At 60.5% G+C, this 24,620-nt stretch carries 27 protein-coding genes; 20 read left to right on the top strand and 7 right to left on the bottom strand.

What is annotated here, in order from left to right:
* Nucleotides 1-8: 8 nt before the first annotated feature.
* The 3 genes from RBH19_RS00270 to ygfZ form a co-directional block, all read right to left on the bottom strand.
* On the bottom strand, nt 9-836 hold the full coding sequence (locus RBH19_RS00270) for a universal stress protein (protein WP_306726796.1): 828 nt from the start codon (nt 834-836) through the stop codon (nt 9-11).
* Between the two features lie 241 nt (nt 837-1,077).
* Nucleotides 1,078-1,515: a hypothetical protein gene (locus RBH19_RS00265; protein ID WP_306726795.1), complete on the bottom strand. Its 438-nt coding sequence runs from the start codon at nt 1,513-1,515 to the stop codon at nt 1,078-1,080.
* Between the two features lie 110 nt (nt 1,516-1,625).
* Nucleotides 1,626-2,606, bottom strand: coding sequence for a CAF17-like 4Fe-4S cluster assembly/insertion protein YgfZ (gene ygfZ, locus RBH19_RS00260; protein WP_306726793.1), 981 nt, complete (start codon nt 2,604-2,606; stop codon nt 1,626-1,628).
* A 206-nt stretch (nt 2,607-2,812) separates the two neighbouring features.
* Here ygfZ and RBH19_RS00255 point away from each other — a divergent pair, with 206 nt between their 5' ends.
* Genes RBH19_RS00255 through RBH19_RS00225 form a run of 7 tightly spaced genes read left to right on the top strand, consistent with a single transcriptional unit; the run spans nt 2,813 to nt 7,174 of the window.
* Nucleotides 2,813-2,992 carry a DUF1674 domain-containing protein gene (locus RBH19_RS00255; RefSeq protein WP_306726792.1) on the top strand — a complete coding sequence of 60 codons (180 nt, stop codon included), beginning with the start codon at nt 2,813-2,815 and terminating at the stop codon, nt 2,990-2,992.
* Between the two features lie 58 nt (nt 2,993-3,050).
* The gene (gene sdhC / locus RBH19_RS00250) at nt 3,051-3,449 is read left to right on the top strand and encodes a succinate dehydrogenase, cytochrome b556 subunit (protein WP_306726791.1); all 399 of its coding nucleotides are present in this window, start codon (nt 3,051-3,053) and stop codon (nt 3,447-3,449) included.
* Complete coding sequence (sdhD, locus tag RBH19_RS00245) at nt 3,446-3,826, top strand: succinate dehydrogenase, hydrophobic membrane anchor protein (protein WP_306726790.1); 381 nt, start codon at nt 3,446-3,448, stop codon at nt 3,824-3,826. Before sdhC ends, sdhD begins: the two co-directional genes overlap by 4 nt.
* A 4-nt stretch (nt 3,827-3,830) precedes the next feature.
* The gene (sdhA, locus tag RBH19_RS00240) at nt 3,831-5,621 is read left to right on the top strand and encodes a succinate dehydrogenase flavoprotein subunit (protein ID WP_306726789.1); all 1,791 of its coding nucleotides are present in this window, start codon (nt 3,831-3,833) and stop codon (nt 5,619-5,621) included.
* Nucleotides 5,622-5,671: 50 nt separating this feature from the next.
* The gene (locus RBH19_RS00235) at nt 5,672-6,454 is read left to right on the top strand and encodes a succinate dehydrogenase iron-sulfur subunit (protein WP_306726788.1); all 783 of its coding nucleotides are present in this window, start codon (nt 5,672-5,674) and stop codon (nt 6,452-6,454) included.
* On the top strand, nt 6,454-6,711 hold the full coding sequence (locus RBH19_RS00230) for an FAD assembly factor SdhE (protein WP_306726787.1): 258 nt from the start codon (nt 6,454-6,456) through the stop codon (nt 6,709-6,711). The genes RBH19_RS00235 and RBH19_RS00230 overlap by 1 nt, the downstream gene beginning before the upstream one ends.
* Nucleotides 6,674-7,174: a protein YgfX gene (locus RBH19_RS00225; protein ID WP_306726786.1), complete on the top strand. Its 501-nt coding sequence runs from the start codon at nt 6,674-6,676 to the stop codon at nt 7,172-7,174. The genes RBH19_RS00230 and RBH19_RS00225 overlap by 38 nt, the downstream gene beginning before the upstream one ends.
* Here RBH19_RS00225 and nadB read toward each other — a convergent pair.
* A complete protein-coding gene (gene nadB / locus RBH19_RS00220) occupies nt 7,088-8,767 on the bottom strand; it encodes an L-aspartate oxidase (protein WP_306726784.1) in 1,680 nt (559 codons plus the stop codon). The genes RBH19_RS00225 and nadB overlap by 87 nt on opposite strands.
* Before the next feature lie 199 nt (nt 8,768-8,966).
* Between nadB and rpoE the strand changes: the two genes are divergently transcribed.
* The 13 genes from rpoE to acpS all read left to right on the top strand — a co-directional run bounded on the left by rpoE (nt 8,967) and on the right by acpS (nt 18,685).
* A complete protein-coding gene (gene rpoE, locus RBH19_RS00215) occupies nt 8,967-9,539 on the top strand; it encodes an RNA polymerase sigma factor RpoE (protein ID WP_306726783.1) in 573 nt (190 codons plus the stop codon).
* 11 nt (nt 9,540-9,550) lie between these two features.
* Nucleotides 9,551-10,141, top strand: coding sequence for a sigma-E factor negative regulatory protein (locus RBH19_RS00210; RefSeq protein WP_306726782.1), 591 nt, complete (start codon nt 9,551-9,553; stop codon nt 10,139-10,141).
* The gene (locus tag RBH19_RS00205) at nt 10,138-11,163 is read left to right on the top strand and encodes a MucB/RseB family sigma factor regulatory protein (RefSeq protein WP_306726781.1); all 1,026 of its coding nucleotides are present in this window, start codon (nt 10,138-10,140) and stop codon (nt 11,161-11,163) included. Before RBH19_RS00210 ends, RBH19_RS00205 begins: the two co-directional genes overlap by 4 nt.
* Nucleotides 11,160-11,636: a SoxR reducing system RseC family protein gene (locus tag RBH19_RS00200; RefSeq protein WP_306726780.1), complete on the top strand. Its 477-nt coding sequence runs from the start codon at nt 11,160-11,162 to the stop codon at nt 11,634-11,636. The genes RBH19_RS00205 and RBH19_RS00200 overlap by 4 nt, the downstream gene beginning before the upstream one ends.
* Nucleotides 11,633-11,899, top strand: coding sequence for a glutaredoxin family protein (locus tag RBH19_RS00195; protein WP_306726779.1), 267 nt, complete (start codon nt 11,633-11,635; stop codon nt 11,897-11,899). The genes RBH19_RS00200 and RBH19_RS00195 overlap by 4 nt, the downstream gene beginning before the upstream one ends.
* Nucleotides 11,900-12,107: 208 nt before the next feature.
* Entirely contained in the window at nt 12,108-13,901 is a 1,794-nt protein-coding gene (lepA, locus tag RBH19_RS00190; protein ID WP_306726777.1) for a translation elongation factor 4, read from the top strand.
* 109 nt (nt 13,902-14,010) lie between these two features.
* On the top strand, nt 14,011-14,802 hold the full coding sequence (gene lepB, locus RBH19_RS00185) for a signal peptidase I (protein WP_306726776.1): 792 nt from the start codon (nt 14,011-14,013) through the stop codon (nt 14,800-14,802).
* Nucleotides 14,803-14,814: 12 nt separating this feature from the next.
* Nucleotides 14,815-15,183 carry a DUF4845 domain-containing protein gene (locus tag RBH19_RS00180; RefSeq protein WP_306726774.1) on the top strand — a complete coding sequence of 123 codons (369 nt, stop codon included), beginning with the start codon at nt 14,815-14,817 and terminating at the stop codon, nt 15,181-15,183.
* The gene (rnc, locus tag RBH19_RS00175) at nt 15,180-15,854 is read left to right on the top strand and encodes a ribonuclease III (RefSeq protein WP_306727278.1); all 675 of its coding nucleotides are present in this window, start codon (nt 15,180-15,182) and stop codon (nt 15,852-15,854) included. Before RBH19_RS00180 ends, rnc begins: the two co-directional genes overlap by 4 nt.
* Complete coding sequence (era, locus tag RBH19_RS00170) at nt 15,851-16,750, top strand: GTPase Era (RefSeq protein ID WP_306726772.1); 900 nt, start codon at nt 15,851-15,853, stop codon at nt 16,748-16,750. The genes rnc and era overlap by 4 nt, the downstream gene beginning before the upstream one ends.
* Complete coding sequence (gene recO, locus RBH19_RS00165) at nt 16,747-17,526, top strand: DNA repair protein RecO (RefSeq protein WP_306726771.1); 780 nt, start codon at nt 16,747-16,749, stop codon at nt 17,524-17,526. Before era ends, recO begins: the two co-directional genes overlap by 4 nt.
* Nucleotides 17,527-17,537: 11 nt before the next feature.
* Entirely contained in the window at nt 17,538-18,272 is a 735-nt protein-coding gene (pdxJ, locus tag RBH19_RS00160; RefSeq protein WP_306726770.1) for a pyridoxine 5'-phosphate synthase, read from the top strand.
* Nucleotides 18,272-18,685: a holo-ACP synthase gene (gene acpS / locus RBH19_RS00155; RefSeq protein ID WP_306726769.1), complete on the top strand. Its 414-nt coding sequence runs from the start codon at nt 18,272-18,274 to the stop codon at nt 18,683-18,685. The genes pdxJ and acpS overlap by 1 nt, the downstream gene beginning before the upstream one ends.
* A 3-nt stretch (nt 18,686-18,688) precedes the next feature.
* Here acpS and RBH19_RS00150 read toward each other — a convergent pair whose 3' ends face one another.
* From RBH19_RS00150 to RBH19_RS00140, 3 genes are all read right to left on the bottom strand, one after another.
* Nucleotides 18,689-21,448 carry an ATP-binding protein gene (locus RBH19_RS00150; RefSeq protein ID WP_306726768.1) on the bottom strand — a complete coding sequence of 920 codons (2,760 nt, stop codon included), beginning with the start codon at nt 21,446-21,448 and terminating at the stop codon, nt 18,689-18,691.
* Entirely contained in the window at nt 21,448-22,380 is a 933-nt protein-coding gene (locus RBH19_RS00145) for an ABC transporter substrate-binding protein (protein ID WP_306726767.1), read from the bottom strand. Before RBH19_RS00145 ends, RBH19_RS00150 begins: the two co-directional genes overlap by 1 nt.
* A gap of 136 nt (nt 22,381-22,516) precedes the next feature.
* On the bottom strand, nt 22,517-24,502 hold the full coding sequence (locus tag RBH19_RS00140) for a TonB-dependent receptor plug domain-containing protein (RefSeq protein WP_306726766.1): 1,986 nt from the start codon (nt 24,500-24,502) through the stop codon (nt 22,517-22,519).
* Between the last annotated feature and the right edge of the window lie 118 nt (nt 24,503-24,620).

Below are 24,620 nucleotides of genomic sequence, written 5' to 3'. Positions count from 1 at the left end.
AATTGAGCTTAATTGCCTTGTTCGGTGCCAGGCACCAGCAGGACCGGGCGGTTGGCATTGCGACAGATATCCTCCGCCGTTGAGCCAATGCGCACACCACGTACGCCATCACGGCCACGTCGACCGGTAATGATCAGCGAGGCGCGTTCGGCGGCCGCGATCTGCGGGATGACGTGCTCGGCCCGCCCCAGGTCCACGCTGCGGATCAGGCGGACGCCCACGTCCGCCGCCTTGTTGGTGATTCGCTCCAGGCGACGCCAGGCGCGAGCGATGTCGTTGCTGGAGCTCACGGTAATGACGCGCAGGTGATTGTCCTTGCCCAGCATGCGCAGGGCATGATCCTCCGCCGCCTCGGCGGCACCGGAACCGTCAGTGGCCAGCAGTGTCGGCCCGTCCCGGCGTGGAATGTTGTCTTCCCCCTCATCCGCATCCCGCACATCTTCCAGCAGCAGGGGGCGATCGGCCTTGCGAACCAGAGCAGAGGCGGTGCTGCCGATCAACAGTCGCTTGGCCGGATGGTGGGCCCGGGATCCGGTCACGATCAGGTCCACGTCCTCATCCTTGGCCAGGGTCAGCAGCTGCTCCGCCGGGTCCCCGGACAGCAGACGCGTTTCCACCTGGAACTGATCGCTGAGCACTTCAGCGTGCTCGGCCAGCTTGTCCTTCAGTTCCTGGGTGCTCAGTTTCGGTCCATCACCGCCGCTTCCGCTGGCCGTGGGCTTGGTATGAACGAGAATGACATTCTTGACGCCCATTCTCTCCATGTAGCCCAGCCGCTTGAGCATGGGGAGGCTGGAGCGGGAAAAATCGACCGCGATCAGGGCGCTTTCGTACATAGGTTTCTCCTTGATTCTGGTACGCGCCGGCCTGAGTTGGACTGCCTTGGCCTGTGATTGTTCGACCCATTATGACATGGAGACATTACCATTGAATTTCAAGGTGTGCTTGATCTGAGTCACGGGCGGGGCTATCGGATGTCCAGGCAAGGGGTGGCATCCAAGGGGCAAGGTGCCGTGGGGCAGGGATGGGAGAATGGTTGGCCCAGGGGCGGCCCAGGGAACCTCTTCCAGAGCTTTCCTAATAGGCCAGGGCGGGAAAGCGGCGGCGATCCAGGGGCAGGCGCATGGTGCGGCGGGAAGTCAGCGCGAACCAGCCTTCCACGTGGGCCAGCAACTGCTGCGGGTTCTCGGACTCCTCTCCCTGCCTGAGCAGCTCCGAGAGGGCGTGGAGATAGGCCGGCAGCTGCTGTGCATAGCCATGGTCATAGGGCATCCAGGCATCCGGAATCTCACCGGTGGCGACTGTCACACAGCCCGGATTCGCCGCGTCCATTCGCAGGGTCACGGAAATCACGCTGCCGTAATCGTCGCGCAGGATTTCCCCGATAAGACCCGGGACATCATCGTTCGGGATGTGGTGAAAGCATCGCCCCCGTCGCGAGACACCCTTGAGAAAGTGGGGGTAGACCCCATCCAGACGTGGCCAGTGCACCTTTGCCGGTTTGGGTTCCTTCATGCCTTCAGCCCCTCGTTCCCGAGTCCGTGGTTTTGCCTGCCTTCCAGGAACTGAATCGGCCGTGAGCGGAGGAACTTTAGTGCTGGCGGTGAATTTCTCCCTGAATGGTCTCAATCGCTTATCCGTTTCAGTGTCACCGGCGGCTCCTGATCCGCTTTCAGCACGCCGCTGGTCGGGTCGTCTCTGAGAACCAGCTGCAGCAGCCACTTCTTTTTCTCGGAGCCGGTCGGTACTGCATCCAGCACATGCCCGAGCCTGCGCCCCTGTCCATCGCGCACCGCGACCCCGGCCGTGACGGGGAGGTTGCTTTGGGCCAGCCCCAGCTGCTGCTTGACCTTGCCCAGATAGTGGGTTCTGGCGATGACTTCCTGGCCGATATAGCAGCCCTTTCGGAAGCTCAGGCCGCCGAACCGGTCCAGGTCGAGAAATTGCGGCAGGAACAGTTCCGATGCGGCCGCCGGCATGGCCGGGATGCCGGCCAGCATTTCCCGCTGACGCCATTCCAGGCTGCCACCGGTGTTTTCTTCGCCCGCATCGTCCCAGAGTTGGCGGGCCGCATCCGCGGAAGCCGTACGCAGAAAGCAGTGCTCTGTCCCCTCCAGCAACCGCCAGGCCGACTGGCTTTCGGTGGGCGCGCCAAAAAGGCCCATGGCTGCACGCTCATCGTTTTGTGGCGTGATTTCGACCCTGGAGCGCAGAATGTACATCCGCAGCTTGGGCAGCAGTTGCTCAAGCCGATCCGCGGGCATCAGCAGGCAGAAGCCGGATGGCGTCCTCCAGAGATGAAGCAGGGTTCGGGCGCGACCCTTGGGGTCATGCCAGGCCGTGAGTACGGCGCGATCGTCGGGCAGCTGGCTGACGGCCGCACTGACCTGGCCGTCAAGAAACGCTTCGGCATCGGCACCGGTCACCGCCAGGGGCAGCAGATGCGTCAGTGCACATAGCAGCGGTGGGCCCGGTTCACCCGCGGCGGGAAATGACGCCCTGTGTGGTGATTGCGTCGCCTTGCCGCTGTAAGGGCCCTGCATGGCCAGACCGAAAAAACCATTCCAGTGGGCCGAAGATGATGTCGACTCCTGAGTCAGTGGCATGGGGCTCAACTGTCCTTCGCATTCGGGAATGTCCCTTCATTGTACAACCGTGTGCAAGGGGTGGGTGGCCACCGACTTTGCCCGGGACGCATCAGCGTATAGAATACCGGGGTCCCGGAGCAGGGCGGTTTCACATTCGGCGGTTTGCGATCGCTGGCCGTGCCTGTCGCGGATCTCTCGAATTTTCCGGCACCGGAGCCCTGATAATGATCAAGAACGTGGTGGACGGAAAGAAGGGGCGGCAGCCGGCGGAAGAAACGGCTGATGCCGTTGAGTCGGCTTCGGAGGAGAATCATGGCCTTCCCCGCGAGATCGGCGGCCCCAGGGGCCCTGAGCCCACCCGTTACGGGGATTGGGAGGTCAAGGGGCGCTGCTCCGACTTCTGATCGTATCGATCGCCTCATCGCGAGGCGGTAATGTTCGAATCTCAAAGAGGTGACTCGCATGGCGGCAGACAACCGGCCCGTTTCACCCCATCTTCAGATCTATCGCTTTGCGTGGACGATGGCATTGTCCATCAGTCATCGCATCAGTGGCGTATTTCTGGCGGTTGGGGCCATTTTCCTCGTTTACTGGCTGGTTTCGGTCGCGTCCGGCCCCAGCGCCTTTGCGACGGCTCAGGGCCTGATGGCGTCATGGGCGGGGTGCGCACTGATGCTGGCATGGACACTGGCCTTCTACTACCACTTCTTCAACGGACTGCGGCACCTGTTCTGGGATGCCGGCAAGGGCCTGGATCTGGGTACTGCACGCCTGTCCGGCTATCTGGTCGTGCTTGCTGCCATTGTCGCCACGGCTGTCACCTGGCTGGCGGCCCATTCGGTTTCCGGAGGTGCGGCATGAGTCTCAGAACTCCGCTCAAACGTGCACGGGGTCTCGGTTCGGCCAGGGAGGGTGTCCATCACTGGATGATCCAGCGTCTGACAGCCGTTGCCCTGATTCCCCTCACCATCTGGTTCATCGTTTCCCTGGTAAGTCTGGCCGGTGCCGACTACCACACCGTGCAGCAATGGATGTCCATGCCACTGGTGACCGTGCTGCTGGTGCTGTTCGTTGCCGTGCTGTTCTATCACTCGGAACTCGGGGTACAGGTGGTCATCGAGGACTATGTATCCAGCAAGGGCTCGCGCCTTGCCGCGCTGACCCTGTCCCGTTTCGCCCATTTCTTCCTGGCCGCTGCCGGCATCATTGCCGTGCTGCGCGTTGCATTCGGAGCCTGAGTCAATGTCGAAGGCCTACGAGATTATCGATCATCAGTACGACGTCGTGGTGGTGGGTGCCGGTGGTGCCGGCCTGCGTGCCACCCTGGGTCTGGCTGAAAAGAACCTGTCCACTGCCTGTATCACCAAGGTTTTTCCGACCCGAAGCCACACCGTGGCGGCGCAGGGGGGGATCAGTGCCTCCCTGGGCAACATGGGTGAGGATGACTGGCGCTGGCACATGTACGACACCGTCAAGGGCTCCGACTGGCTCGGTGACCAGGACGCCATCGAATACATGTGCAAGGAAGCGCCCAAGGCAGTGATCGAACTTGAACATTACGGTGTGCCCTTTTCCCGGACCGAGGAAGGCAAGATCTATCAGCGCCCCTTTGGTGGCATGACCACCCATTTCGGGGAAGGCACCGCCCAGCGCACCTGCGCCGCGGCCGATCGCACCGGCCACGCCATGCTGCATACCCTGTATCAGCAGGCATTGCGTAACAATGCCGAGTTCTTCATCGAGTACTTCGCCCTTGATCTGATCATGGACGAGGAGGGCGCCTGTCGCGGGGTGATGGCCTGGAACCTGCAGGACGGCACCATCCATCGCTTCCAGGCCCATACCGTGATTCTGGCCACCGGTGGCTATGGTCGCGCCTATTTCTCCTGCACGTCGGCGCATACCTGCACCGGTGATGGCAACGGCATGGTATTGCGTGCCGGTCTGCCCCTGCAGGACATGGAGTTCGTGCAGTTCCACCCCACCGGGGTCTATGGCGCCGGCTGCCTGATCACCGAAGGTGTGCGAGGTGAGGGAGGGTATCTCACCAACTCCGAGGGTGAGCGCTTCATGGAGCGCTACGCTCCCAATGCCAAGGATCTGGCGTCCCGTGACGTGGTTTCCCGCTCCATGACCATCGAGATTCGCGAAGGCAGGGGTGTTGGCAAGGACAAGGATCATATTCATCTGCATCTTGAACACCTGGGTGCCGATGTGATCAATGAGCGACTCCCGGGTATCGCGGAAACCGCACGCATCTTCGCCGGGGTGGATGTCACCAAGGAGCCAATCCCGGTTCTGCCCACGGTGCACTACAACATGGGCGGCATTCCGGCCAATTATCATGGCGAGGTTCTGACCCTGAAGGACGGCGACCCGGATCATGTGGTGCCGGGCCTGATGGCCGCGGGCGAGGCTGCCTGTGTCTCCGTTCATGGCGCCAACCGGCTGGGTTCCAACTCCCTGCTGGATCTGGTGGTGTTCGGCCGCGCCGTGGCGGAACGCTGTGGTGAGCTGATCAAGCCCGGGCAGGCTCACAAGCCCCTGCCGGAAAATGCTGGTGATGCCTGTCTTGAGCGTTTCGATCGTCTGCGCAACGCCAAGGGGTCGCGTAACACCGCGGACATTCGCCTCGAGATGCAGAAGACCATGCAGAATCATGCTGCCGTCTTCCGTACCGGTGACGTGATGCAGGAAGGTATCGACAAGCTCAAGGAGACGGTCGCTTCCTTCAAGGACGTGTCTGTCGCGGATCGCTCCCTGGTCTGGAACTCCGACCTGGTGGAAACCCTGGAACTGGACAACCTGCTGGGTCAGGCCATGGTGACGATCCAGTCTGCCGTCAATCGCGAGGAAAGCCGTGGTGCCCATGCCCGTGAGGACTACAGTGATCGCAATGATGAGCAATGGATGAAGCACACCCTGGCCTGGTACGACGGCAAGGGGGGTGTGGATCTGGACTACCGTCCGGTGCACATGAATACGCTCACTGACGAAGTGGAAGTGATTGCGCCCAAGGCACGTACCTACTGATCATGGCTGCCCCGGCCACGGGCCGGGGCCTGCAATGGAGAGTGACTGACATGGCTGATTTCCGGCTGCCGAAAAACTCCCGCATCAAGAAGGGCCAGGTCCACAAGGCCGAAAACGCGGATGGCAATATCAAGCGTTTTCATGTCTATCGTTATGATCCGGACAGTGGCTCCAACCCGGCCATGGACACCTATGAAGTCAATATGGATGACTGTGGGCCCATGGTTCTGGATGCCATCATCAAGATCAAGAACGAGATGGATCCGTCCCTGACTTTTCGTCGTTCCTGTCGCGAGGGCATTTGCGGCTCCTGCGCCATGAACATTGACGGCGTGAACACGCTGGCCTGTACCAAGGCCTGTGATGAGATCAAGGGTGACGTGAAGATCTACCCCCTGCCGCACATGGATGTGGTCAAGGATCTGGTCACCGACATGACCCATTTCTATGCCCAATTGGCCTCCGTGGAGCCCTGGCTCAAGACCAACACACCGCCGCCACCCAATCAGGAGCGCCTGCAGTCCAAGGAAGATCGGGCCAAGCTGGACGGGCTCTACGAGTGCATCCTGTGTGCGTGCTGCCAGACGTCCTGCCCGAGTTACTGGTGGAATGGTGATCGCTATCTGGGCCCGGCCGTATTGCTGCAGGCCTATCGCTGGATCGTGGATAGCCGCGATGAGGCCACCGGAGAGCGTCTTGATGACCTGGAAGATCCGTTCAAGATCTATCGCTGTCACACCATCATGAACTGCACCATGGCCTGCCCGAAGGGGCTCAACCCGGCCAAGGCCATTGCAGAAACCAAGAAGCTGCTGGCAGAGCGCAAGCACTGATGAGTGGCGACCGGGCGCGCGAGCTGTCCCGCCTGCGCTGGTTGTGTCGGCGCGGCATGAAAGAACTCGACGTCATGCTCGAGCGTTATCTGGCCGAGTCCTGGTCGTCCGCTTCCGAGTCGGAGCGGGCGGCCTTTGACCGCCTTCTGTCCTGCCAGGATCCCGAGTTGTGGGATTGGCTGAGTGGAAGAGCACAGCCCGGGGACCGCGAACTGGCCCATGTGGTATCACGGATTCGGCAATCAGACCCGGCTTGAACTGGGGGCTTCACCCCGTCTTCTTGCCGTTTTTCTCCTGATCCATACCCTGGTCGCGCTGGCCATTCTGCTGGCGGATCTGCCCCTCTGGCTTCAGCTTTCCCTGCTGCTGATCAATGCGCTGGCATTTCGCCAGCACTTGCTGTGCTGGGCCTTTCCCTTCCTGTACCTGGATGCAGTCACCATTGAACTGGGCCCGCAGGGACGTTTCCGCCTGCTGGATGGTGACAACAAGGAGGTGGGCGAGTGGTATCTGCAGCGAGTGGTCTGGGGTTTCGCCAGCCTGATGGTTATCAGACTGGTGGCGGCGGGCGGTCGCCGTGGTCGCTGGCTGGTCTTGTCCCCGGACGCCGTCTGCCCGCGGGGCCTGCGGCGTCTACGCGCACGGCTTCGCTGGGCTGGCATCTCGCGGGAACGAGGCCCATTCCGGCGCCTGGGATCTTCCCGGCCAGTTGGGCGGTAGCAGCACGGTATCCCGAGCCAGTGCCTCGGGCTCGGGGTTCGGAAAGTCCAGGTTGTAGTGGAGTCCCCGGCTTTCCCGGCGGGCCTGGGCGCAACGGATGACCAGCTCCGCCACTTCCGCCAGGTTGCGCAACTCCAGCAGGTCGTCGGTGACCCGGAAATCCGCATAATAGGACTGGATCTCCGAGCGTAGCAGCCGGGCACGGGCCAGCGCCCGGTCCAGACGTTTGCGGCTGCGAACAATGCCAACGTAATCCCACATGAAACGCCTCAGCTCGAGCCAGTTGTGGCGGACCACGATTTCCTCGTCCGAGTCGGTGACACGGCTTTCGTCCCAGGGGCGAAGGTCGGCATCCACGGCGGGCAGGGGCGTCTCGCACATATGGCGGGCGGCAGCGCGGCCCATTACGAGGCATTCCAGCAGTGAGTTGCTGGCCATGCGATTGGCCCCATGCAGACCGGTGTGGGCTGTTTCGCCGGCGGCGTAGAGGCCGGGCAGGTCGGTGCAGCCATGGAGGTCCGTCAGAATTCCACCGCAGGTGTAATGGGCAGCGGGTACCACCGGAATGGGATCCCGGGTCATGTCGATGCCCAGGGAATCCAGTTTTGCGTGAATGGTGGGGAAAAGGGATCGCACCCGCTCCGCCGATTCATGGCTGATGTCCAGCCAGACATGCTCCAGACCGAGGCGTTTCATCTCGTGGTCGATTGCCCGCGCCACGATATCGCGCGGCGCCAGTTCCGCCTGCGGATGGAAGCGGGGCATGAAACGTTCACCGTCCGGCAGCAGCAGATGCCCGCCCTCGCCACGTACGGCTTCGCTGATCAGGAAGGAGCGGGCCTCCGGATGGAATAGACAGGTGGGGTGAAATTGCATGAATTCAAGGTTGGCAACCCGGCAGCCCACCCGCCAGGCCATGGCAATACCATCACCCGTATTGCCGTCCGGGTTGCTGGAATAGAGATAGACCTTGTTGGCCCCTCCGGTGGCGAGCAGAACCCGTGGGCTGGCCAGTGTCTCCACATGGCCGGTGGCGCGGTTGAGGACATAGGCACCAAGGCAGCGGTTAGGGCCGGCAATTCGCTGGCGGCGGGCGGTGATCAGATCCACCGCGATACGATCCGTCAGCCAGTGAATGCCTGAACGGGCATCGGCCGCCTGCCGCAGGGCGTCATGAATGGCTCGGCCGGTAGAGTCGGCGACGTGCAGCACGCGCCGATGCCGGTGCCCGCCCTCCTGGGTAAGATGGTAGTGGTTGTCCGCGTCCCGGGTGAAGGGTACCCCCAGTTCCGACAGCCAGCGGGCGATCTCCGGCGCCTCGCCGGCAATGGCACGAATAACGTCAGGGCGGCCCAGGCCGGCCCCCGCATCCAGCGTATCGCGAACGTGAGCATCGACGCTGTCTCCGGTGTCCAGTGCCGCGGACATGCCACCCTGCGCCCAGGCCGTGCTGCCGGCATCGGCGGGGCCCTTGGACACCAGGGCAACTCGCCAGTCCTCTGGCAGGTTCAGTGCGGCCGCCAGGCCGGCGGCTCCACTGCCAATGACGATGGCGTCGAAAGTAGCTGAATCCCTCGGATTGCCTTGATGCATGGTTTGTCCGTGTGGTGGAGGCCGGCTCTGTTACAATGTGGCGCCAGTTTAATGTGCAGCGGGCTCTGGCTCCAGCGCCCGTCAAGCACGAAAAGGGGAAATCGAGCGGTTTTTCGTGTCACCGGCGAACTCCCGGCGCCTGCCAGGGTCACAGGGGCAGGACGAGGAGTCGCCCCCTCACTCAGAGGAACGGCCCCGGATGGGCAACAGGAAAACGGATCAGTTGCTGGTCGAACGGGTGCAGCAGGGCGACCGTGGAGCCTACGATGTGCTGGTGCGCAAGTACCAGCACAAGATCGTGAAGTTGATTTCACGCTATGTGCGTGATCAGGCGGACGCGCTCGATGTTGCCCAGGAAGCATTCATCAAGGCCTACCGTGCCCTGCCAAACTTTCGCGGGGACAGTGCCTTCTACACCTGGCTTTACCGGATTGCCATCAATACCGCCAAGAACTACCTGGTGGCCGAGCGCCGTCGCCCGGTGGATCAGGACGTGGATCTTCAGGACCCGGAACAATTCGAGATTCAGGCCCGTCTAAAACACGTGGATACGCCTGAGGGAATGGTGTTGACCGATGAAATTCGGAGCACCGTCGAGGATGCCATTGCTGCGCTGCCCGAAGACCTGCGCACGGCCATCGTTTTGCGTGAACTGGAAGGCCTGACCTACGAAGAAATTGCTGAAGCGATGGATTGCCCGGTTGGTACCGTGCGATCCCGCATTTTCAGGGCCCGTGAGGCCATTTCGGAACGCCTGCGCCCGTTGTTGTAAGGAGATCGGGAATGAGTGAGAGACTGCGCGAGCAGATTTCGGCGCTGATGGATGGGGAGCTGGATGACGGGGAGGCTCGGCTCCTGGTTCGGCGCTTTGAGAAGGATCCCGAACTTCGGGATGTCTGGGACCGGTATCAGCGCTGTGCACGCCTCGTGGAAGCAGGCGCCGATAGCGGCATGACCCTGGTCGGGCCGGAATTCAGCCGTTCAGTCATGGCCGGCATTGAGCGTGAACATGCGAGCACGGCACCGCCGCCGCGCTGGCGGGAATGGCTCCGTCCCGTCGCCGGGCTGGCCGTGGCAGCCGGTGTGGCCACCGTGGCGCTCATCGGTCTCCAGGGCGAACACTTCAACGATGTGCCGGAACGTGTCGAAGTGGTTCCCGGGGCCGCCAGTGAAGCTTCACCCTGGCCGGCCTCCGCCCGTTTCTCGCCGGCATCGGCCGGGACCCGTCTCAGTATCGAGGACTCCGACCCCTGGCAGCGCTTGCACACCTATCGGGTCAATCATACCGATCAGGCCGCGGGTCTGCGCCGTATTGAGCAGGACGAGCCGGATTCACGGGACGAGAGCGAGGAATCGGGAGCCAATCCCCAATGATGGGTGATCGCCGACTTGTGGGCGCCTGTGCGGCCGGCCTGCTGTGGGCGGTTGCCACCTCCGCCCTGGCATCAGAGGGCGCGTCTGTCCGTGATGCCCTGATCGGGATGGAAGAGGCACTGGCCTCACACCATTTTCAGGGCACTTTCGTGCAGATTCAGGGTGACGAGGTTGAAACCCTGAAAGTGACTCATCGTGGTGGTGACGGCAGTTCCCGCGAGCGATTGCTAAGTCTCAGTGGTTCCTTGCGAGAGCTGACACGTGAAGGCGAATCCGTGCGCTGCGTGCATCCTCGGGACGCCTCTGGCGAGGTGGATCTGCGTCAATCCGCAACCCGTTTTCACGCCCATCTTGGCCAGCGCCTGCGGGACATGGACGACAGTCATTACGAATTCGTCAGTCTCGGAAGTGACCGCATCGCCGGCCGTGAAAGTCGTGTCGTGGGCATACGGCCGCGGGATGACTATCGCTACGGATTCCTTTTCTGGCTGGATACGGAGACCGGCATCCCGCTGAGAAGCGACATGCTGGAGCCGGACGGTGGCGTGATCCAGAAGGTGCTTTTCACCGAGATTCATTTCCTGGAAGAACTGCCGGAAGATGCATTCAAGCCTACGCTGGACGGGGACAGTGAAGGCTATGCCGTGCGTCATGCCACCTTCTCCGGCCGTGGTGAGGAACACAAGCAGACGGCCTTGCCTGAGTGGGTGCCCGCAGGGCTCCCCGAGGGATTCCAGGCCGTTTCCGTGCGGGAGCAGGCACTCCGGCGGGGAGGGCGGCTTCACCACGTGGTCATCTCTGACGGGCTGGCCCAGGTTTCGGTATTTGTCGAGCCGCAACGTGAACATCGGCGGGCCTTCGAGGGCGAATCCCGCATGGGCACGGTGAATGCCTCCGGGCGTGTGGTGGACGGTCATCAGCTCACGGTGGTGGGTGAGGCCCCCAGTGCCACGATCCTGGCGATTTCCGAGGCCTTTGAAGCCCTGCCAGCGGTGATCCAGACCGAGGTGGAGCAGGATTGATTCTCGAACAGGGCAGAATCGTCGAGGCGGTCGGCGGGCATGCCTGGGTGGAGGCCCGCAGCCGCAGCGACTGTCCACGTTGCGCGGAAGGCCGGGGTTGTGGGGGTGGCTTGATCGGGCGCTGGCTGGGTCGACGACTGCACCGTGTCCGGGCCTACAACCCCAATGATCTCCCGGCCGGTACCTGGGTTGAACTGGGGCTGGATGAACGTCATCTTTTGCTGGCGTCGATTCTCATGTATCTGCCGCCCCTGATCGGCCTGGTCGCTGTGTCGGCCGTGGCTGGCCCCCTGCTAGGCCTCGGCGAGGGCTGGGTCATTCTCTTTGGCATCGGTGGGTTCCTGCTGGGTCTGGCGCCCCTGGCCTATCTGGCTCGTCGTGGCACCCCGACCGCACTGGCCACTCCCACCGTCATTCGGGCCTTGCCCGGTCCACCGCCCGGCTGCCCGGAAAGTGGCGAGGTGCGTGCATGAGTACGGGGGATTCCGGAACAGCACCGACCCTGACGCTTTACGGGCGTCCGAATTGCGGGCTCTGCGACACCATGCTCGAGGCCATCCACGCCCGTTACGGCCAGGCGCTGATCATTGAGAAGATCGACATCAGCGGCGATCCGCAGCTGGAACGGCGCTATGGGCTCAAGATTCCCGTTCTCGCCCTGGGGGAAGAGGTCATCTGCTACGGGCATTTGGATTCGGAGCGCCTCGCGCAGACCCTGAGCCGGCAGGCGCAGTAGGCCTCGTCGCCAAACCGGCTCCCCGGAAAGTGCCCGCCTGCATTTCGGAAGCCGCCCCAGACCCGTATAATCAAGGGATCTCTGAACCATTCATTCACCCGACGGCGGATGAGTTCGCTTTGGTCAGAGAGTCCCAAACTTACCAGCGGCGGTGAAATGGCCGCACTCAATCATAAGATACGGCGGTTCATCCGTCTTCAGGTCCTACATGAAGCACATCCGCAATTTCTCCATCATCGCCCATATTGATCATGGTAAATCGACACTCGCCGACCGTTTCATTCAGGTATGCGGTGGGCTGACTGATCGGGAAATGGCCGAACAGGTGCTGGATTCCATGGATCTTGAGCGCGAGCGGGGGATCACCATCAAGGCCCAGAGTGTGACCCTGAATTACACGGCGCGAGATGGGCAGACCTATGAATTGAACTTCATCGATACCCCCGGGCATGTGGATTTTTCCTACGAGGTGTCACGCTCCCTGTTTGCCTGTGAAGGTGCCTTGCTGGTGGTGGATGCTGCCCAGGGGGTGGAAGCCCAGAGCGTGGCCAACTGTTACACCGCCATTGAGCAGGGTCTGGAAGTCATTCCCGTACTGAACAAGATTGATCTGCCCGCCGCCGAACCGGATCGGGTCAAGGAAGAGATTGAAGATATCATCGGGCTGGAGGCGGACGAGGCCGTTTCGGTCAGCGCCAAGACCGGTCTCAATGTGGAAGAAGTGCTTGAACAGCTCGTGCGTAAGGTTCCGGCACCGCAGGGTGACCCGGACGGGCCGCTCAAGGCCCTGATCATCGACAGCTGGTTCGACAATTATGTGGGTGTGGTATCACTGGTTCGCATTGTGGATGGGAAGCTGACCGGGAATGATCGCATTCGGGTACTTTCGACCGGCCGTGCTCACCAGGTTACCGAGGTTGGCAGTTTCACGCCCAAGAAAACCAGGCGAGAGTTTCTGGATACCGGTGAGGTGGGTTACGTCATTTCCGGGATCAAGGAAATCGACGGTGCGCCGGTGGGCGATACGCTGACTCTGGATAACCGTCCCTGCAGTGAGCGCCTGCCCGGCTTCCAGGAAGTAAAACCCCGGGTGTTCGCCGGTCTGTTCCCGGTGGATAGCAGTGATTACGAAGATTTTCGCGATGCCCTGGCCAAGCTGCGGCTGAATGATGCGGCGCTCTATTACGAACCCGAGGTGTCTGATGCGCTCGGCTTCGGTTTCCGTTGTGGCTTCCTGGGGATGCTGCACATGGAAATTATTCAGGAACGGCTGGAGCGGGAATACCAGCTGGATCTGATTACCACGGCGCCGACTGTGATCTACGAAGTGCTGACCACGGACGGCGAGGTGGTTCAGGTGGATAACCCTTCCCGTCTGCCACCCCAGGGCGTCGTTGAGGAGATTCGGGAGCCGATCATCGTTGCCAACATTCTGGTTCCCCAGGATTTCGTGGGACCCGTGATCACCCTGTGTGAGGAAAAGCGCGGCAATCAGCGCAAGATGATCTACCACGGCAAGCAGGTGCAGCTCACCTATGAACTTCCCATGAGTGAAGTGGTGCTGGACTTCTTTGACCGACTGAAATCGGTGAGTCGCGGTTTCGCGTCCTTTGAGTACGATTTTGATCGATTCGAGGCCTCCAAGCTGGTCAAGCTGGATGTACTCATCAACGGCGACCGTGTGGATGCGCTTTCCACGATCGTCCACAAGGATCAGAGCTATCATCGGGGGCGGGATCTCTGCGAGCGAATGAAGGAAATCATTCCACGGCAGATGTTTGATGTGGCAATTCAGGCGGCCATCGGCAATCAGATCATTGCGCGTACCACAGTGAAGGCCTTGCGCAAGAATGTGACGGCCAAGTGTTATGGTGGTGACGTATCGCGAAAACGGAAGTTGCTGGAGAAGCAGAAGGAAGGTAAAAAGCGAATGAAGCAGCTCGGCAAGGTGGAGATTCCCCAGGAAGCCTTTCTTGCCGTATTACAGGTTGATAAAAAATAACGGGAGGCATGGTTCTGATTGGCCACGTGGAATGTCTGCGATTCGGCTCCTGGCCGAGTTGGGTTATGGCAACGGGCATTGGACATGGCCAGTTGGTGCCGTCTGATCTATGAATCTTGCTCTGATTCTGGTGCTGGGCACCTTCATTACTGGTCTGATCTGGGCCATTGACCGGCTGTGGTGGCGGAAACTGCGGGCCAGTGCGGAACCGGAACCCACTCTGGTGGAATGGAGCCGCGCCTTTTTCCCGGTGCTGCTGATCGTCCTGGTTCTGCGTTCCTTCATTGCCGAGCCTTTCCGAATCCCTTCGGCGTCCATGATGCCGACCCTGCTGGTGGGGGATTTCATCCTGGTCAACAAGTTCGCCTATGGCCTTCGATTGCCGGTGCTGGAAACCCGTTTTCTCGACCTGGGAAACCCGGAACGCGGGGACGTGGCTGTCTTCCGGTATCCGCCCAATCCCTCGAAGGATTACATCAAGCGGGTCATAGGGATCCCCGGCGACCATGTCGTGTATCGTGACAAGACCCTGTTCCTGAATGGGGAACGGGTTCGCCAGACCGTGCTGGGTGAATACTATCCCCGGGAAGTGGATCGACGCCGGGATCGTGTGTTGCCTGGCAGCGTGCTGATCGAGGAGTCGCTGGGTGAGGCTTCCCATGAAGTGCTGGTCAGCCCCCACGGGGCCGAATATGGCAATCGTGAGCTGGAACAGGGCATTATTATCCCGGAAGGGCATTACCTGATGCTCGGTGATAACCGTGACAACAGTCTTGACGGCCGTCACTGGGGTCTGGTGCCCGAAGATCACCTGCGTGGCCGGGCCATGTTCATCTGGCTGAGTTGGGAGGCATTCAATGCCGCACCGCAGTGGGGCCGGATGGGCCAGTCAATCCGATAGAGGGTAGTCGCTATGAAACTCAGGCAATCTCAGCAAGGCATGACGACCATCGGCTGGGTTTTCATGTTCATGCTCGTGGGGCTTGTGGTATTGGCTGGCATTCGTCTTCTGCCGGTCTACATGCAGTCATACGCAGTCAACACGATGATGCAGACCATTACCAGTGATGCGGAGATGACCGAACCTCAGCAGATCAGGCGCGCACTGATTCGCAATATGCGGGTGAGTAACATTACCGCCGTCGAGCTTGACCGATTTCAGATCACGAATATCGATGGTCGGCGTCACCTGGTTGTTGAGTACGACCACCGCGTCCCATTCGTCGGCAATGTGGATTTCATTGTCTCCTTCGAAAAACAGTACGAGTTCCGGGGGCAATAGGCTTGCCAGGCAAGGTTCTTGCTGAAAGACTGAATTATTCCTTCTCCAGGCCGGAATTGCTGGAAACGGCACTGACGCATCGCAGCATGGGTCGGAAAAATAATGAGCGGCTCGAGTTTCTGGGTGATGCCGTTCTGGGGCTGTGCGTCTCCGAATCACTCTATGAGCTATTTCCCCAGGTGGAAGAGGGTGACCTCAGCCGCCTCAGGGCCAGTCTGGTCAATCGCGAGACGCTTGCCGCCATTGCCGGTGAGCTTGCCCTGGGGGATGAGCTGCTTCTGGGAGGCGGAGAGCTCAAGAGCGGTGGTTTTCGGCGCAGCTCGATTCTGGCCGATGCGCTCGAAGCCGTGATCGGGGCCGTCTATCTGGACGGTGGGTTCGAGCCGGCACAGCGCCTGATCCAGTCGCTCTACGCCGATCGCCTGAAGCGCCTGCCGCCACCGGCGGAACTGAAGGACCCCAAGACGCGGCTTCAGGAATGCCTGCAGGGTCAGGGCCTGCAGTTGCCCGAATACCATGTGGAAGCCATTCTTGGTAAGGATCATGAGCAACGATTCCAGGTGATCTGCTCGGTTCCCGGTAGCACATTCCGGGCACAGGGAGAGGGTAGCAGCCGTCGCAAGGCGGAACAGGCCGCTGCCGCTGCCGTGCTCAAGAGGTTGACGCAATGACTGAGGAAGTAAAACAGGCCGGCCTTGTCGGTGTGGTGGGCCGCCCCAATGTGGGTAAATCCACTCTGGTCAACGCCCTGGTCGGGCACAAGGTCAGCATCGTGACGGCGAAGCCGCAGACGACCCGGCATCGCATCATGGGCGTGTTGACCCATGATGCCGTTCAATATGTTTTCGTTGATACACCCGGGATTCATTCCGATGCGCCCCGTCGCATGAATCAGGCGATGAACCGTCTGGCGGAATCAGCGGCGCGAGATGCGGATGTGGTCCTTTTCGTGGTTCAGGCTGGAAAATGGACCGAGCAGGATCAGCGCATTCTCGACGCCCTGAAACGGCTGGAGCTTCCACTGGGCCTGGTGATCAACAAGGTGGATCTGCTCAAGGATCGGGAACAGTTGCTGCCATTCATTGCCGAGATGCAGCAACGGGCGGCTTTCGCCTTCGTCGTGCCTTTGTCAGCCAGCAAGCAGGACAATCTTGCGCCGCTACTGGATGAAATTCGCCATCATCTGCCGGAATCACCCGCCTTTTTCCCCCAGGAACAATACAGTGACCAGAATGAGCGGATTCTCGCTGCGGAGATCATTCGTGAAAAGCTGATGCTTCGAGTGCACCAGGAAGTGCCCTACGCCCTGGCTGTCCAGATCGAATCCATGGAGCGTGTTGATGGCCAGCTCAAGCTGGGCGCCATCATATGGATTGAACGCGAAGGGCAAAAGGGCATCGTGATCGGCAAGGGGGGCAAGGTGCTCAAGGATATCGGTACCGCCGCACGCAAGGAACTGGTCGAGCAGTTCGGTTGCCGGGTTCATCTGGATCTCTGGGTCAAGGTGCGACCCGGCTGGCCTGATGATCCGCGCCTGCTGGGCAGCATGGGGATCAGCAGCGAATGAGCGATCGCCGGCCTCAGTTACAGGCCGCTTACGTGCTCCATCATCTGCCTTATCGGGATAGCAGCCTGATTCTGCATGTGTTCAGTCGCGAGCAGGGGCGTCTGGTCCTGGTGGCGCGTGGTGCCCGACGCCCTCGGTCATCACAGCGAGCACTCCTGCAGGCCTTTCGGCCGCTTCTGCTTTCCTGGCGCCTGGGGGGTGAAATGGGTACCCTGACGGCTGTGGAATCAGCGGGCTCCCCCCTTGCGCTGGCAGGGGAGCGTTTGCTGGCCGGTTTCTACGTCAATGAACTGATTCTTCGCCTTGCAGGACGGCAGGATCCGCATCCAGAGCTGTATGCTGTGTATGAGGCCTGTCTTCATCGTCTGGGCACGGAAGAATCAATGGCCCGGGTGTTGCGCCGATTCGAAGCCGAGGCGTTGACATGCATAGGTTACGGTCTTCCGCTGGGTGAGGATTGCCTTGATGGTTTTCCCATTGAAGCGGATCGCCTCTATCGCTTTGATCCCTCGGCTGGACCCAGGCGCATTGGTGGAGAAGCAGGGACGAAGGCCGTTTCAGGTCGAACCCTGCTCGCATTGCAGAGCGAGTGCTGGGATTCGCCCGAATGGGACGATGCTGTCGTCCTGCGCGAATCGCGCAGGCTACTGGCCCAGGCAATGGAGCCCTATCTTGGTGGCAAGCCATTGAAGTCAGCGCAGGTTCTCAGGGATATTCGGCGTCGGGGTCGCCATCAGATGTCAGAAAAGAACCCTCTGGATTCGGGGTCGAACTAGGGAGAGGTGGGATGCACCCAATCGAACTGGGCGTCAATGTCGATCATGTGGCAACGCTGCGTCAGGCACGGGGTACCGTTTATCCGGATCCGGTGCAGGCCGCCCTGCTGGCGGAGATGAATGGAGCGGACAGCATTACCATTCATCTGCGGGAGGATCGGCGCCATATACTTGATCGTGACGTGCGGCTCATGAGTGAGCTGCTTCAGACCCGCATGAATCTTGAGATGGCGGTCACCGAGGAGATGATCGGTATCGCCGGGGAGATCCGCCCCTTTGCCTGCTGTCTGGTGCCGGAGAAGCGCGAAGAGCTGACCACCGAAGGGGGACTCGATGTGCTCTCTCAGAAACCCCTGCTCAAGGAGGCTGTCTCGCGTCTGAGCGAGGCGGGAATTCGCGTGTCCCTTTTCATTGATCCGGAGCCCCGTCAGGTCAAGGCCGCTGTTGCCGTGGGAGCGCCGGTCGTCGAACTGCATACCGGTCAGTACGCGGAAAGCAGTGGGGACGTGCAGTCAAAAGAGCTGGAGCGCCTGCAGCAGGCCGCACGTCTGGCGGCCGACAAGGGCCTGATCGTTCACGCCGGACACGGCCTGCACTATCACAATACCCAGGCCGTGGCGGCCATTCCGGAAGTCAGTGAACTCAATATCGGTCATGCCATCATTGCTCGAGCCGTTCTGACCGGCTTGCCAGAGGCGGTACGGGAAATGAAAACGCTCATGGAAGCCAGCCGGGTCGCCGCCTGATGAAGGCCGCTGAGCAGATTCCCGGTCTCTTCGGCGTTGGAACGGATCTGGTGGAGATCCGGCGTATTGAGCGCGCTTACGAGCGTTGGGGGGATCGGCTGGTCGATCACCTTCTCATGCCTGGGGAGCTGGAAGAGTTTGCCCGCAGCAAACGCCCGGTCCGCTATCTGGCAATGCGATTTGCAGCCAAGGAAGCACTGGTGAAGGCGCTCGGTACCGGGTTCCGGCAGGGGATGTGGTTGCGTGACGTGGGTTGCTGCCAGGAAGTCTCCGGAAAGCCATTCGCCATCTTCTCGGACAAGGCCGATGCCTTGCGCCGCGAGCGCGGCGCAGGTCAGGCCGAGATCAGCCTGACCGATGAGGCGGGCCTGATCGTGGCATTTGCGGTGATGTTGCGGCGGCCCGCCGGATGACATTCAACCCTTGAGCTCATCAAGAACTTGTTGAGCCTCCCGCTCAAGCGTTTCCATGAGCGTTTCCAGATGCCCGTCCGGGTTGGCCCGCGTCTCGGCGATGGCCAGTCGAATGGCTTCGCATGCGGCCTGAAGATCCGGGAAACCACAGAATGCGGCTGTACCCTTGATGGTGTGAACTTCAGAATCCAGCCCCTTGAGGTCGCCTTTCTCCAGGAAAGTCCTGGCCGTGGACAACTGCGACGGCAAGTCACTGGCCACCATGTCGGCAATATCCGCTCTCAGTTTTCCGGAAGCATCTCGCCCCATGGGTTGCCTGCTTGTTTTCCGGGGGAGTGTGGTCTCGGGTGTTTCACTGGTGGGTGTTTCTTCCGCGTAGTCCTCGATGGCCCGTCGAACGCGACTGATCAGGGTTTCGGCGCGAACCGGCTTGACCAGGACAGCATCCAGTCCACCCCTCAGGCATCGGCGATGTTCTTCCTCGCTGGCGCTGGCGGTCAATGCAAGAATGGGAATCCTGTCATAGCCGAAGCCCTTGCGCAGCCGTTGACTGGTCTCGAGGCCATCCATGTCGGGAAGCTGGATATCCATGAGCACTGCATCCGGCTTCCATTGCGCGGCAATGTCGAGCGCATCATGCCCGTCCACTGCAGCGCGGACGCTGGCGCCGGCGGATTCGAGAAACTCCGTGGTAAGGTGACGATTGATCCGGTTGTCCTCGACCACCATCAGGCGAAGGCCCGAAAGGTGACTCTGTTCGCTGATTTCTTCGCCAAGCAATGCTACCGGCAGGGTGTCCGCCTGTTCATCCTTCGCGGCCGCGAGCGTCTTCTCAAGCAGGGAGCGGGAACAGGTCATCGGCAGGCAGGGCGCACCCAGCCGTGTTCTCAATGATTCCAGTTCGATGCTGTCCTGGGTGCTGGCAAGCACCACGCTTGTACGGAAACCCTCTGGAAGCTTCTGCAGGCCAGGCAATGATGCATCTCCCCGAATCATTGCCACGACTTCCCGGCGACTCAGACCGATCAGCAGCAGAGGGGCGTCGTCTCCCTTCCCGGCATCTTTTGGCCCGGGTTTGTCATCGGCCACCGAGGGCTCCAGAATCCGGCCACCGATTTGGGTCAGACGTCCGGCAAGGCTGGATGCGATGCTCTTATCCTGAGCCTGAACGAGTATTGGCGGGATGATCTGAGCGTTGCCATCGGCATGCTCGATCGCATCGAGCGGAATGTGCACACTGAATGTACTGCCCACACCGGCCTGGCTATCAACATGGATATTCCCGCCCATTAGCCGGCTGAGCTGGTCGCAGATGACAAGGCCAAGACCGGCGCCCTGATGGCGTCTTGAGCTTGAGCTGTCCAGTTGAGTGAAAGCCTGGAAGAGGCGTGGAAGGTCTGAGTCTCTGATGCCTATGCCGGTATCCTCAACCTTCACCACCAGCCAGCCACGGCCCTCGGCCTTCGATTCGACGCGAGCCTTCAGTGACACGCTGCCCTGGTCCGTGAACTTGCAGGCATTGGAGAGCAGGTTGCTGACAATCTGGCGGAGTTTGACTGCATCCCCATGAACCTGACTCGGCAAGGGGCTTTCCGGGCACCAGAGGAGATCGAGGCCCTTCTCATGCGCCGCTGGGGCCATGATGGTGATGAGTTCCTCGAACAAGGCTTCCGGGCTGAAGGGGTTGTTGTCCACTTCAACGCGTCCGGCTTCGATGCGTGAGAGATTGAGTACATCCTCAAGCAGGGCCAGCAGGGATTCGGCGGACCGCTGGATTGTCTGTATGTAGTCCTTCTGGCTGTCATTGGCCGTTGTCCGCGCCAGAAGCTGGGTATAGCCGAATATGGCGTTCATTGGGGTTCTGATTTCGTGGCTGATGTTGGCCAGGAACTCGGACTTGATGCGATTCGATTCTTCAGCCCGTTTTCTGGCCAGATCCAGTTCCACATTCTGGATCTCCACCGCTTCCAGGGTTTCCTGCAGTTCGGATGTGGCCTGCTCGATTTCGGCCTCCATCCGTTCGCGAGATGTCTGGATTTCCGCGGCAAGGTCATTGAAGCCCTGTTCAAGGAGCGCGGTTTCACCACGAGATTGCACGGAGACGCGCGTATTCAGGTCGCCGTTTCCGAACTGGCGAAATGCCTGAACCACATTGTTGATGGGGCGAACGATATTCAAGCCGGCCCGGGTAGCGAGGGCGAAGGCGATTATCAGGCCGACAAGAATCAGCAGGCTGCCGAATCGGAGCACTTCGGCCTGCCGGCTCTGCAGGGGCTGGGATGAGAGCTCCACAACGACCCTGCCGATCACGGCATCATTCGTCGCAGCGGTCTCCGGATCGCTGAACAGACCTTCAAAATCCCCGATTGGGTCGTCGGCAATCTCAATGGGGGCCTCAAAGAGCAGTCGTTCGGATGAGCCCGGATAAAACCAGCCTATCCATCCCGGGACATCGGACTTCTCCAGCGAGCTTGTGGCCTCGGCCAGCAGACGATCTTCAGCATCATAGATACTGACCTGCCAGACATTGTCCTTTTGCACGAGCTGGTTCGTGAGGCGTTCAAGAACACGCCGATCGCCGGAGAGCACGGCAAATTCACTCGCCGGGGCCAGGTGTTCCGCAATGGTTTCTCCAAGTCGAATCTGTGATTCATGCAGGTCAGCGACTCTCGTCATCAGCAGATAGCCACCAATGACAAACGCAACCAGCGCCGTTGGCAGTAGCGCGATCAGGAGAATCTGGGTTCGGAGCCGAAGGCGCATTACCGGGTCTCCATGCTGTCAATTGCCTGCCGGAGTGCAGATTCGGACGGTAGAGGGATGCCGAGCGACCGTGCGACCTCGCGGTTGATAGTCAGATCATAGTGTACGGGGAAAGTGGAACTGGCCCATCTCGGCGCTTGACTGTTCTGTAGTCCCTTGAATTTACGGGCGGTTTCCCGCCCGAGTGACTGCGGATTGGAGTGAATGGCGGCGATGGTGCCGGCCGACACCAGGCCCGGGGAGTATCCGAATACGGGCACCCCCGTTCTGAAACTGTGTAGCAACAAGGCGCGCAGGTCCGCTGGCCCCATGGCTTCGCTGGCCGGGAGTACGATGAAGGCATCGGTTTCGCGATGCACTGCCTGGACCGCGCGTATGATCTCGGAACGGTTTCGTACCTGACGGAACTCCAGTTTCAGATCCAGTCTGTCGGCTGCTGCCATCAGCGCTTCCAGGCGGGCAGGTTGCGGATCCCTGCACAGAAGGGTGATTCTCTCGGCATCGGGCAGGGACGATCGCATCAGCGCCATATGCCGGTATGGGGCCTGGTCAATGTACAGGGCATGCAGCTTTCGCTCCGGAAAGCGCTTGCCCAGCTGCTCGATGCTGTCCGCGGGAACCATGGTAGCGAACACATCAGCCGTGCTGTTCTCAAGGGCCCATCGGGTTGCACTGGCCCCGACTGCAATGATCAAGGGCTCGTCTCGCAGCGTATCGGCGGCTGATCGATCCAGCTCGCGAGTCTGGTACAGGCTGAAAGGCCGGCTCTCGTTCATTTCCTCCTCAAAGCCTTGCCGGAACTGCTCATACGGTGGCGTCTGGTCACTGAAAAGAACGGCTAACGATTGTCCGCCGTGTGGAGCCGTACCGTCATCGGCAAAGATCGGTGTGACGAACAGCATCAGGCAGCACAAGGCGGTAAAACGGGCCATGACAGAGCCAGGCTTCCTGGCTCTGTCTTTTAACTGATGCCGATTCTTTTGGCCTTTGCTCATTCTTCCATGATTCCTGCTTGTTCCGGGCAATGATCCCGTTCCTGGGTCCCGCAAATCGCTAAACTCGATGTGTCTAGAATGGGATTCGGATCTCTCCGAATATGCGACGGTCAAAACGATTTCGTGGCCTACTGTCATCGTATGTGCCCTGGACACTTTGAATGACCAGAGCGACCCTTGTGCTGTCCGGTTGTGGATCAAGCCTGTGTGACAAACGCAGGTCGAGGCGTCGAGTGCGTTCCACACCATCGTTCAGATTCATGATGTTGTAGGCGCTGTAATAGAAATACTGACCACTGATCTCTGTCTGTCCGCTCAGGCGGTGCAGCCCGAAGAGGCTGATGTTGTGCCTGGGGCCGCTTTCGGAAATTTCCGTGAGCGTGTCAGTGCTGCTGATGTCTTTCAGGGAATAGGCCAGTCGAAAACGGTTATGGACAGTAGGTCGGAATTCCACCTCGGTTTCGAGGCCGCGGACAGTGGCCTCATCGGTATTGTCAAAATCAATGGCGAAACCGTCGTAGGGATCCTCCGGAAAGGGGGCAGCCAGGTACATGATCATGTCCCGAATTTCGTCATAGTGAATACGAGTATCCACGGTCATTCGGCCGTCGGCGGACTCGAAGACATGACCCAGTTCGATGCTGTCCACGGTTTCCCGTTGCAGCCCACCCGAGGCGAAGACGATCTGACGGCGATCCACCGGCATGTCAATGGACCAATCGCCCATTTCCTCGATCAGGACCGGTGTCCGAGTGGCGCGAGCCGCGGCCAGGCGCACGGTATGCTGCGGCGTGGCGTGAAAGTTCAGCCCAAGCCGCGGTGACAGATCGGTGCCCGTGATCTGATCATTTTCCAGCATGGCACCGGCATTGAATGTCATTCGCTCTGTGGCTTGCCATTCCATTTGCGCAAAAGTGCGCAGGAAGGTGTTGCTGGCCGGGCCATCGGGAAAGTAGGCGGGAGGTGAGCGAACTTCATCTTCCCGCCAGCCGAGTCCCCAGAGAAAACGGCTTCGTCCCCCGGCCTCGATGGTATGCTGGAGTTCCGCCTCCGTGCGTAGGCTTTTACGGTATTCATCAATGTAAACCTGGGTGAATCCGAGCGCTGGCAGGGGGCGGGTGTAGTAATCCTCTTCGATGCGTTCCACGCTATGATCGAAGCGGAATTCCAGAAGATTGCCGGATTGGGTCTGATACTCCCAGTTCATCTGCCCGAAGTGCATCTGCCAGTACTGTTCCCGGGGGGGTTCGAAGGCAGGATGGCTGCGACCCCACTCATGGCGCCCCCGGTTGTATCCGCCGCGCAGCATGACGTGGCTGGAGGGGCCGGTCAGCACCCGCAGTTGACCGTTGATGAAACGGTGACTCTTTCCATCGAACTCCGTAACGCGGGAATCAAAGCCGTGGTCACCCCACTGGGCGGCGGAAAGACTCCAGTCCGTACGCTCCGACGAGCCAAACTGGCGTACTTGCAGGCGGTGTACGAAATCATCGCCCGCCAGTACCTCGAATTCACCACCGCTCCGGTCTGCCGGGTCCCGTGTGATGATGTTGATCGTGCCCAGCAGGGCATTGGTGCCGAAAGCGTGGCTGTTGGGGCCACGGGTCACTTCGATTCGCTCGATATCGCTGACGGAGTAGGGCAGTGCGGCCCAGGGGACACCACCGAAACTGGGTGTGTAGACACTGCGGCCGTCTATCAGGACTTCCAGACGACGGGAATAGCCCTCGGCGCCGAAACCAGGGGTCACCGATGCCCAGTGGCCAAAGGTGTAACTCACCACCATGCCGGGCACCAACCTGAGCAGTTCCTGGATTTCCCGCGCTCCGGAGTGTTCGATCATCTCCCGGTCGATGACGGTGACCGAGACCGGGGAGTCCCCCGTGGCCTGTCTCAGTCGGGAGCCGGTGAGAATGCGTGGCATGTCCTCCAGATAGGCATCCTCCGTGAGGAGCTGGATGTCGGCCTGCAGGCCCGGTGTGGCGGCCATCCCCGCCAGGGTGACTGTCAGAGCGACAAGGCATTGGCCTGGCCGGAAATGGCGGCGCGAAAATGACATTGGTCTGAATCCCCTGTGAAATGAGGCCTTCTGGTCCCCGGATAATCAGATTCCGCCACGTCCACGCGGGTGCCTGCCCATTTCATGGTTCAGTCGAGCCATGCAGGCGAGGGAAACG

The organism is Natronospira bacteriovora (genome assembly GCF_030848495.1).
GTDB classification, from domain to species: domain Bacteria; phylum Pseudomonadota; class Gammaproteobacteria; order Natronospirales; family Natronospiraceae; genus Natronospira; species Natronospira bacteriovora.
Note: the sequence above shows the minus strand (reverse complement) of the source record. Positions and strands in the feature narration are given on the sequence as shown.

Bases quoted from the DNA above. Each gene is read 5' to 3' on its own strand.
- RBH19_RS00270 (WP_306726796.1), bottom strand. From the start codon at position 836: ATGTACGAAAGCGCCCTGATCGCGGTCGATTTTTCCCGCTCCAGCCTC.
- RBH19_RS00265 (WP_306726795.1), bottom strand. From the start codon at position 1,515: ATGAAGGAACCCAAACCGGCAAAGGTGCACTGGCCACGTCTGGATGGG.
- ygfZ (WP_306726793.1), bottom strand. From the start codon at position 2,606: ATGCCACTGACTCAGGAGTCGACATCATCTTCGGCCCACTGGAATGGT.
- RBH19_RS00255 (WP_306726792.1), top strand. From the start codon at position 2,813: ATGATCAAGAACGTGGTGGACGGAAAGAAGGGGCGGCAGCCGGCGGAA.
- sdhC (WP_306726791.1), top strand. From the start codon at position 3,051: ATGGCGGCAGACAACCGGCCCGTTTCACCCCATCTTCAGATCTATCGC.
- sdhD (WP_306726790.1), top strand. From the start codon at position 3,446: ATGAGTCTCAGAACTCCGCTCAAACGTGCACGGGGTCTCGGTTCGGCC.
- sdhA (WP_306726789.1), top strand. From the start codon at position 3,831: ATGTCGAAGGCCTACGAGATTATCGATCATCAGTACGACGTCGTGGTG.
- RBH19_RS00235 (WP_306726788.1), top strand. From the start codon at position 5,672: ATGGCTGATTTCCGGCTGCCGAAAAACTCCCGCATCAAGAAGGGCCAG.
- RBH19_RS00230 (WP_306726787.1), top strand. From the start codon at position 6,454: ATGAGTGGCGACCGGGCGCGCGAGCTGTCCCGCCTGCGCTGGTTGTGT.
- RBH19_RS00225 (WP_306726786.1), top strand. From the start codon at position 6,674: ATGTGGTATCACGGATTCGGCAATCAGACCCGGCTTGAACTGGGGGCT.
- nadB (WP_306726784.1), bottom strand. From the start codon at position 8,767: ATGCATCAAGGCAATCCGAGGGATTCAGCTACTTTCGACGCCATCGTC.
- rpoE (WP_306726783.1), top strand. From the start codon at position 8,967: ATGGGCAACAGGAAAACGGATCAGTTGCTGGTCGAACGGGTGCAGCAG.
- RBH19_RS00210 (WP_306726782.1), top strand. From the start codon at position 9,551: ATGAGTGAGAGACTGCGCGAGCAGATTTCGGCGCTGATGGATGGGGAG.
- RBH19_RS00205 (WP_306726781.1), top strand. From the start codon at position 10,138: ATGATGGGTGATCGCCGACTTGTGGGCGCCTGTGCGGCCGGCCTGCTG.
- RBH19_RS00195 (WP_306726779.1), top strand. From the start codon at position 11,633: ATGAGTACGGGGGATTCCGGAACAGCACCGACCCTGACGCTTTACGGG.
- lepA (WP_306726777.1), top strand. From the start codon at position 12,108: ATGAAGCACATCCGCAATTTCTCCATCATCGCCCATATTGATCATGGT.
- lepB (WP_306726776.1), top strand. From the start codon at position 14,011: ATGAATCTTGCTCTGATTCTGGTGCTGGGCACCTTCATTACTGGTCTG.
- RBH19_RS00180 (WP_306726774.1), top strand. From the start codon at position 14,815: ATGAAACTCAGGCAATCTCAGCAAGGCATGACGACCATCGGCTGGGTT.
- era (WP_306726772.1), top strand. From the start codon at position 15,851: ATGACTGAGGAAGTAAAACAGGCCGGCCTTGTCGGTGTGGTGGGCCGC.
- recO (WP_306726771.1), top strand. From the start codon at position 16,747: ATGAGCGATCGCCGGCCTCAGTTACAGGCCGCTTACGTGCTCCATCAT.
- pdxJ (WP_306726770.1), top strand. From the start codon at position 17,538: ATGCACCCAATCGAACTGGGCGTCAATGTCGATCATGTGGCAACGCTG.
- acpS (WP_306726769.1), top strand. From the start codon at position 18,272: ATGAAGGCCGCTGAGCAGATTCCCGGTCTCTTCGGCGTTGGAACGGAT.
- RBH19_RS00150 (WP_306726768.1), bottom strand. From the start codon at position 21,448: ATGCGCCTTCGGCTCCGAACCCAGATTCTCCTGATCGCGCTACTGCCA.
- RBH19_RS00145 (WP_306726767.1), bottom strand. From the start codon at position 22,380: ATGGCCCGTTTTACCGCCTTGTGCTGCCTGATGCTGTTCGTCACACCG.
- RBH19_RS00140 (WP_306726766.1), bottom strand. From the start codon at position 24,502: ATGTCATTTTCGCGCCGCCATTTCCGGCCAGGCCAATGCCTTGTCGCT.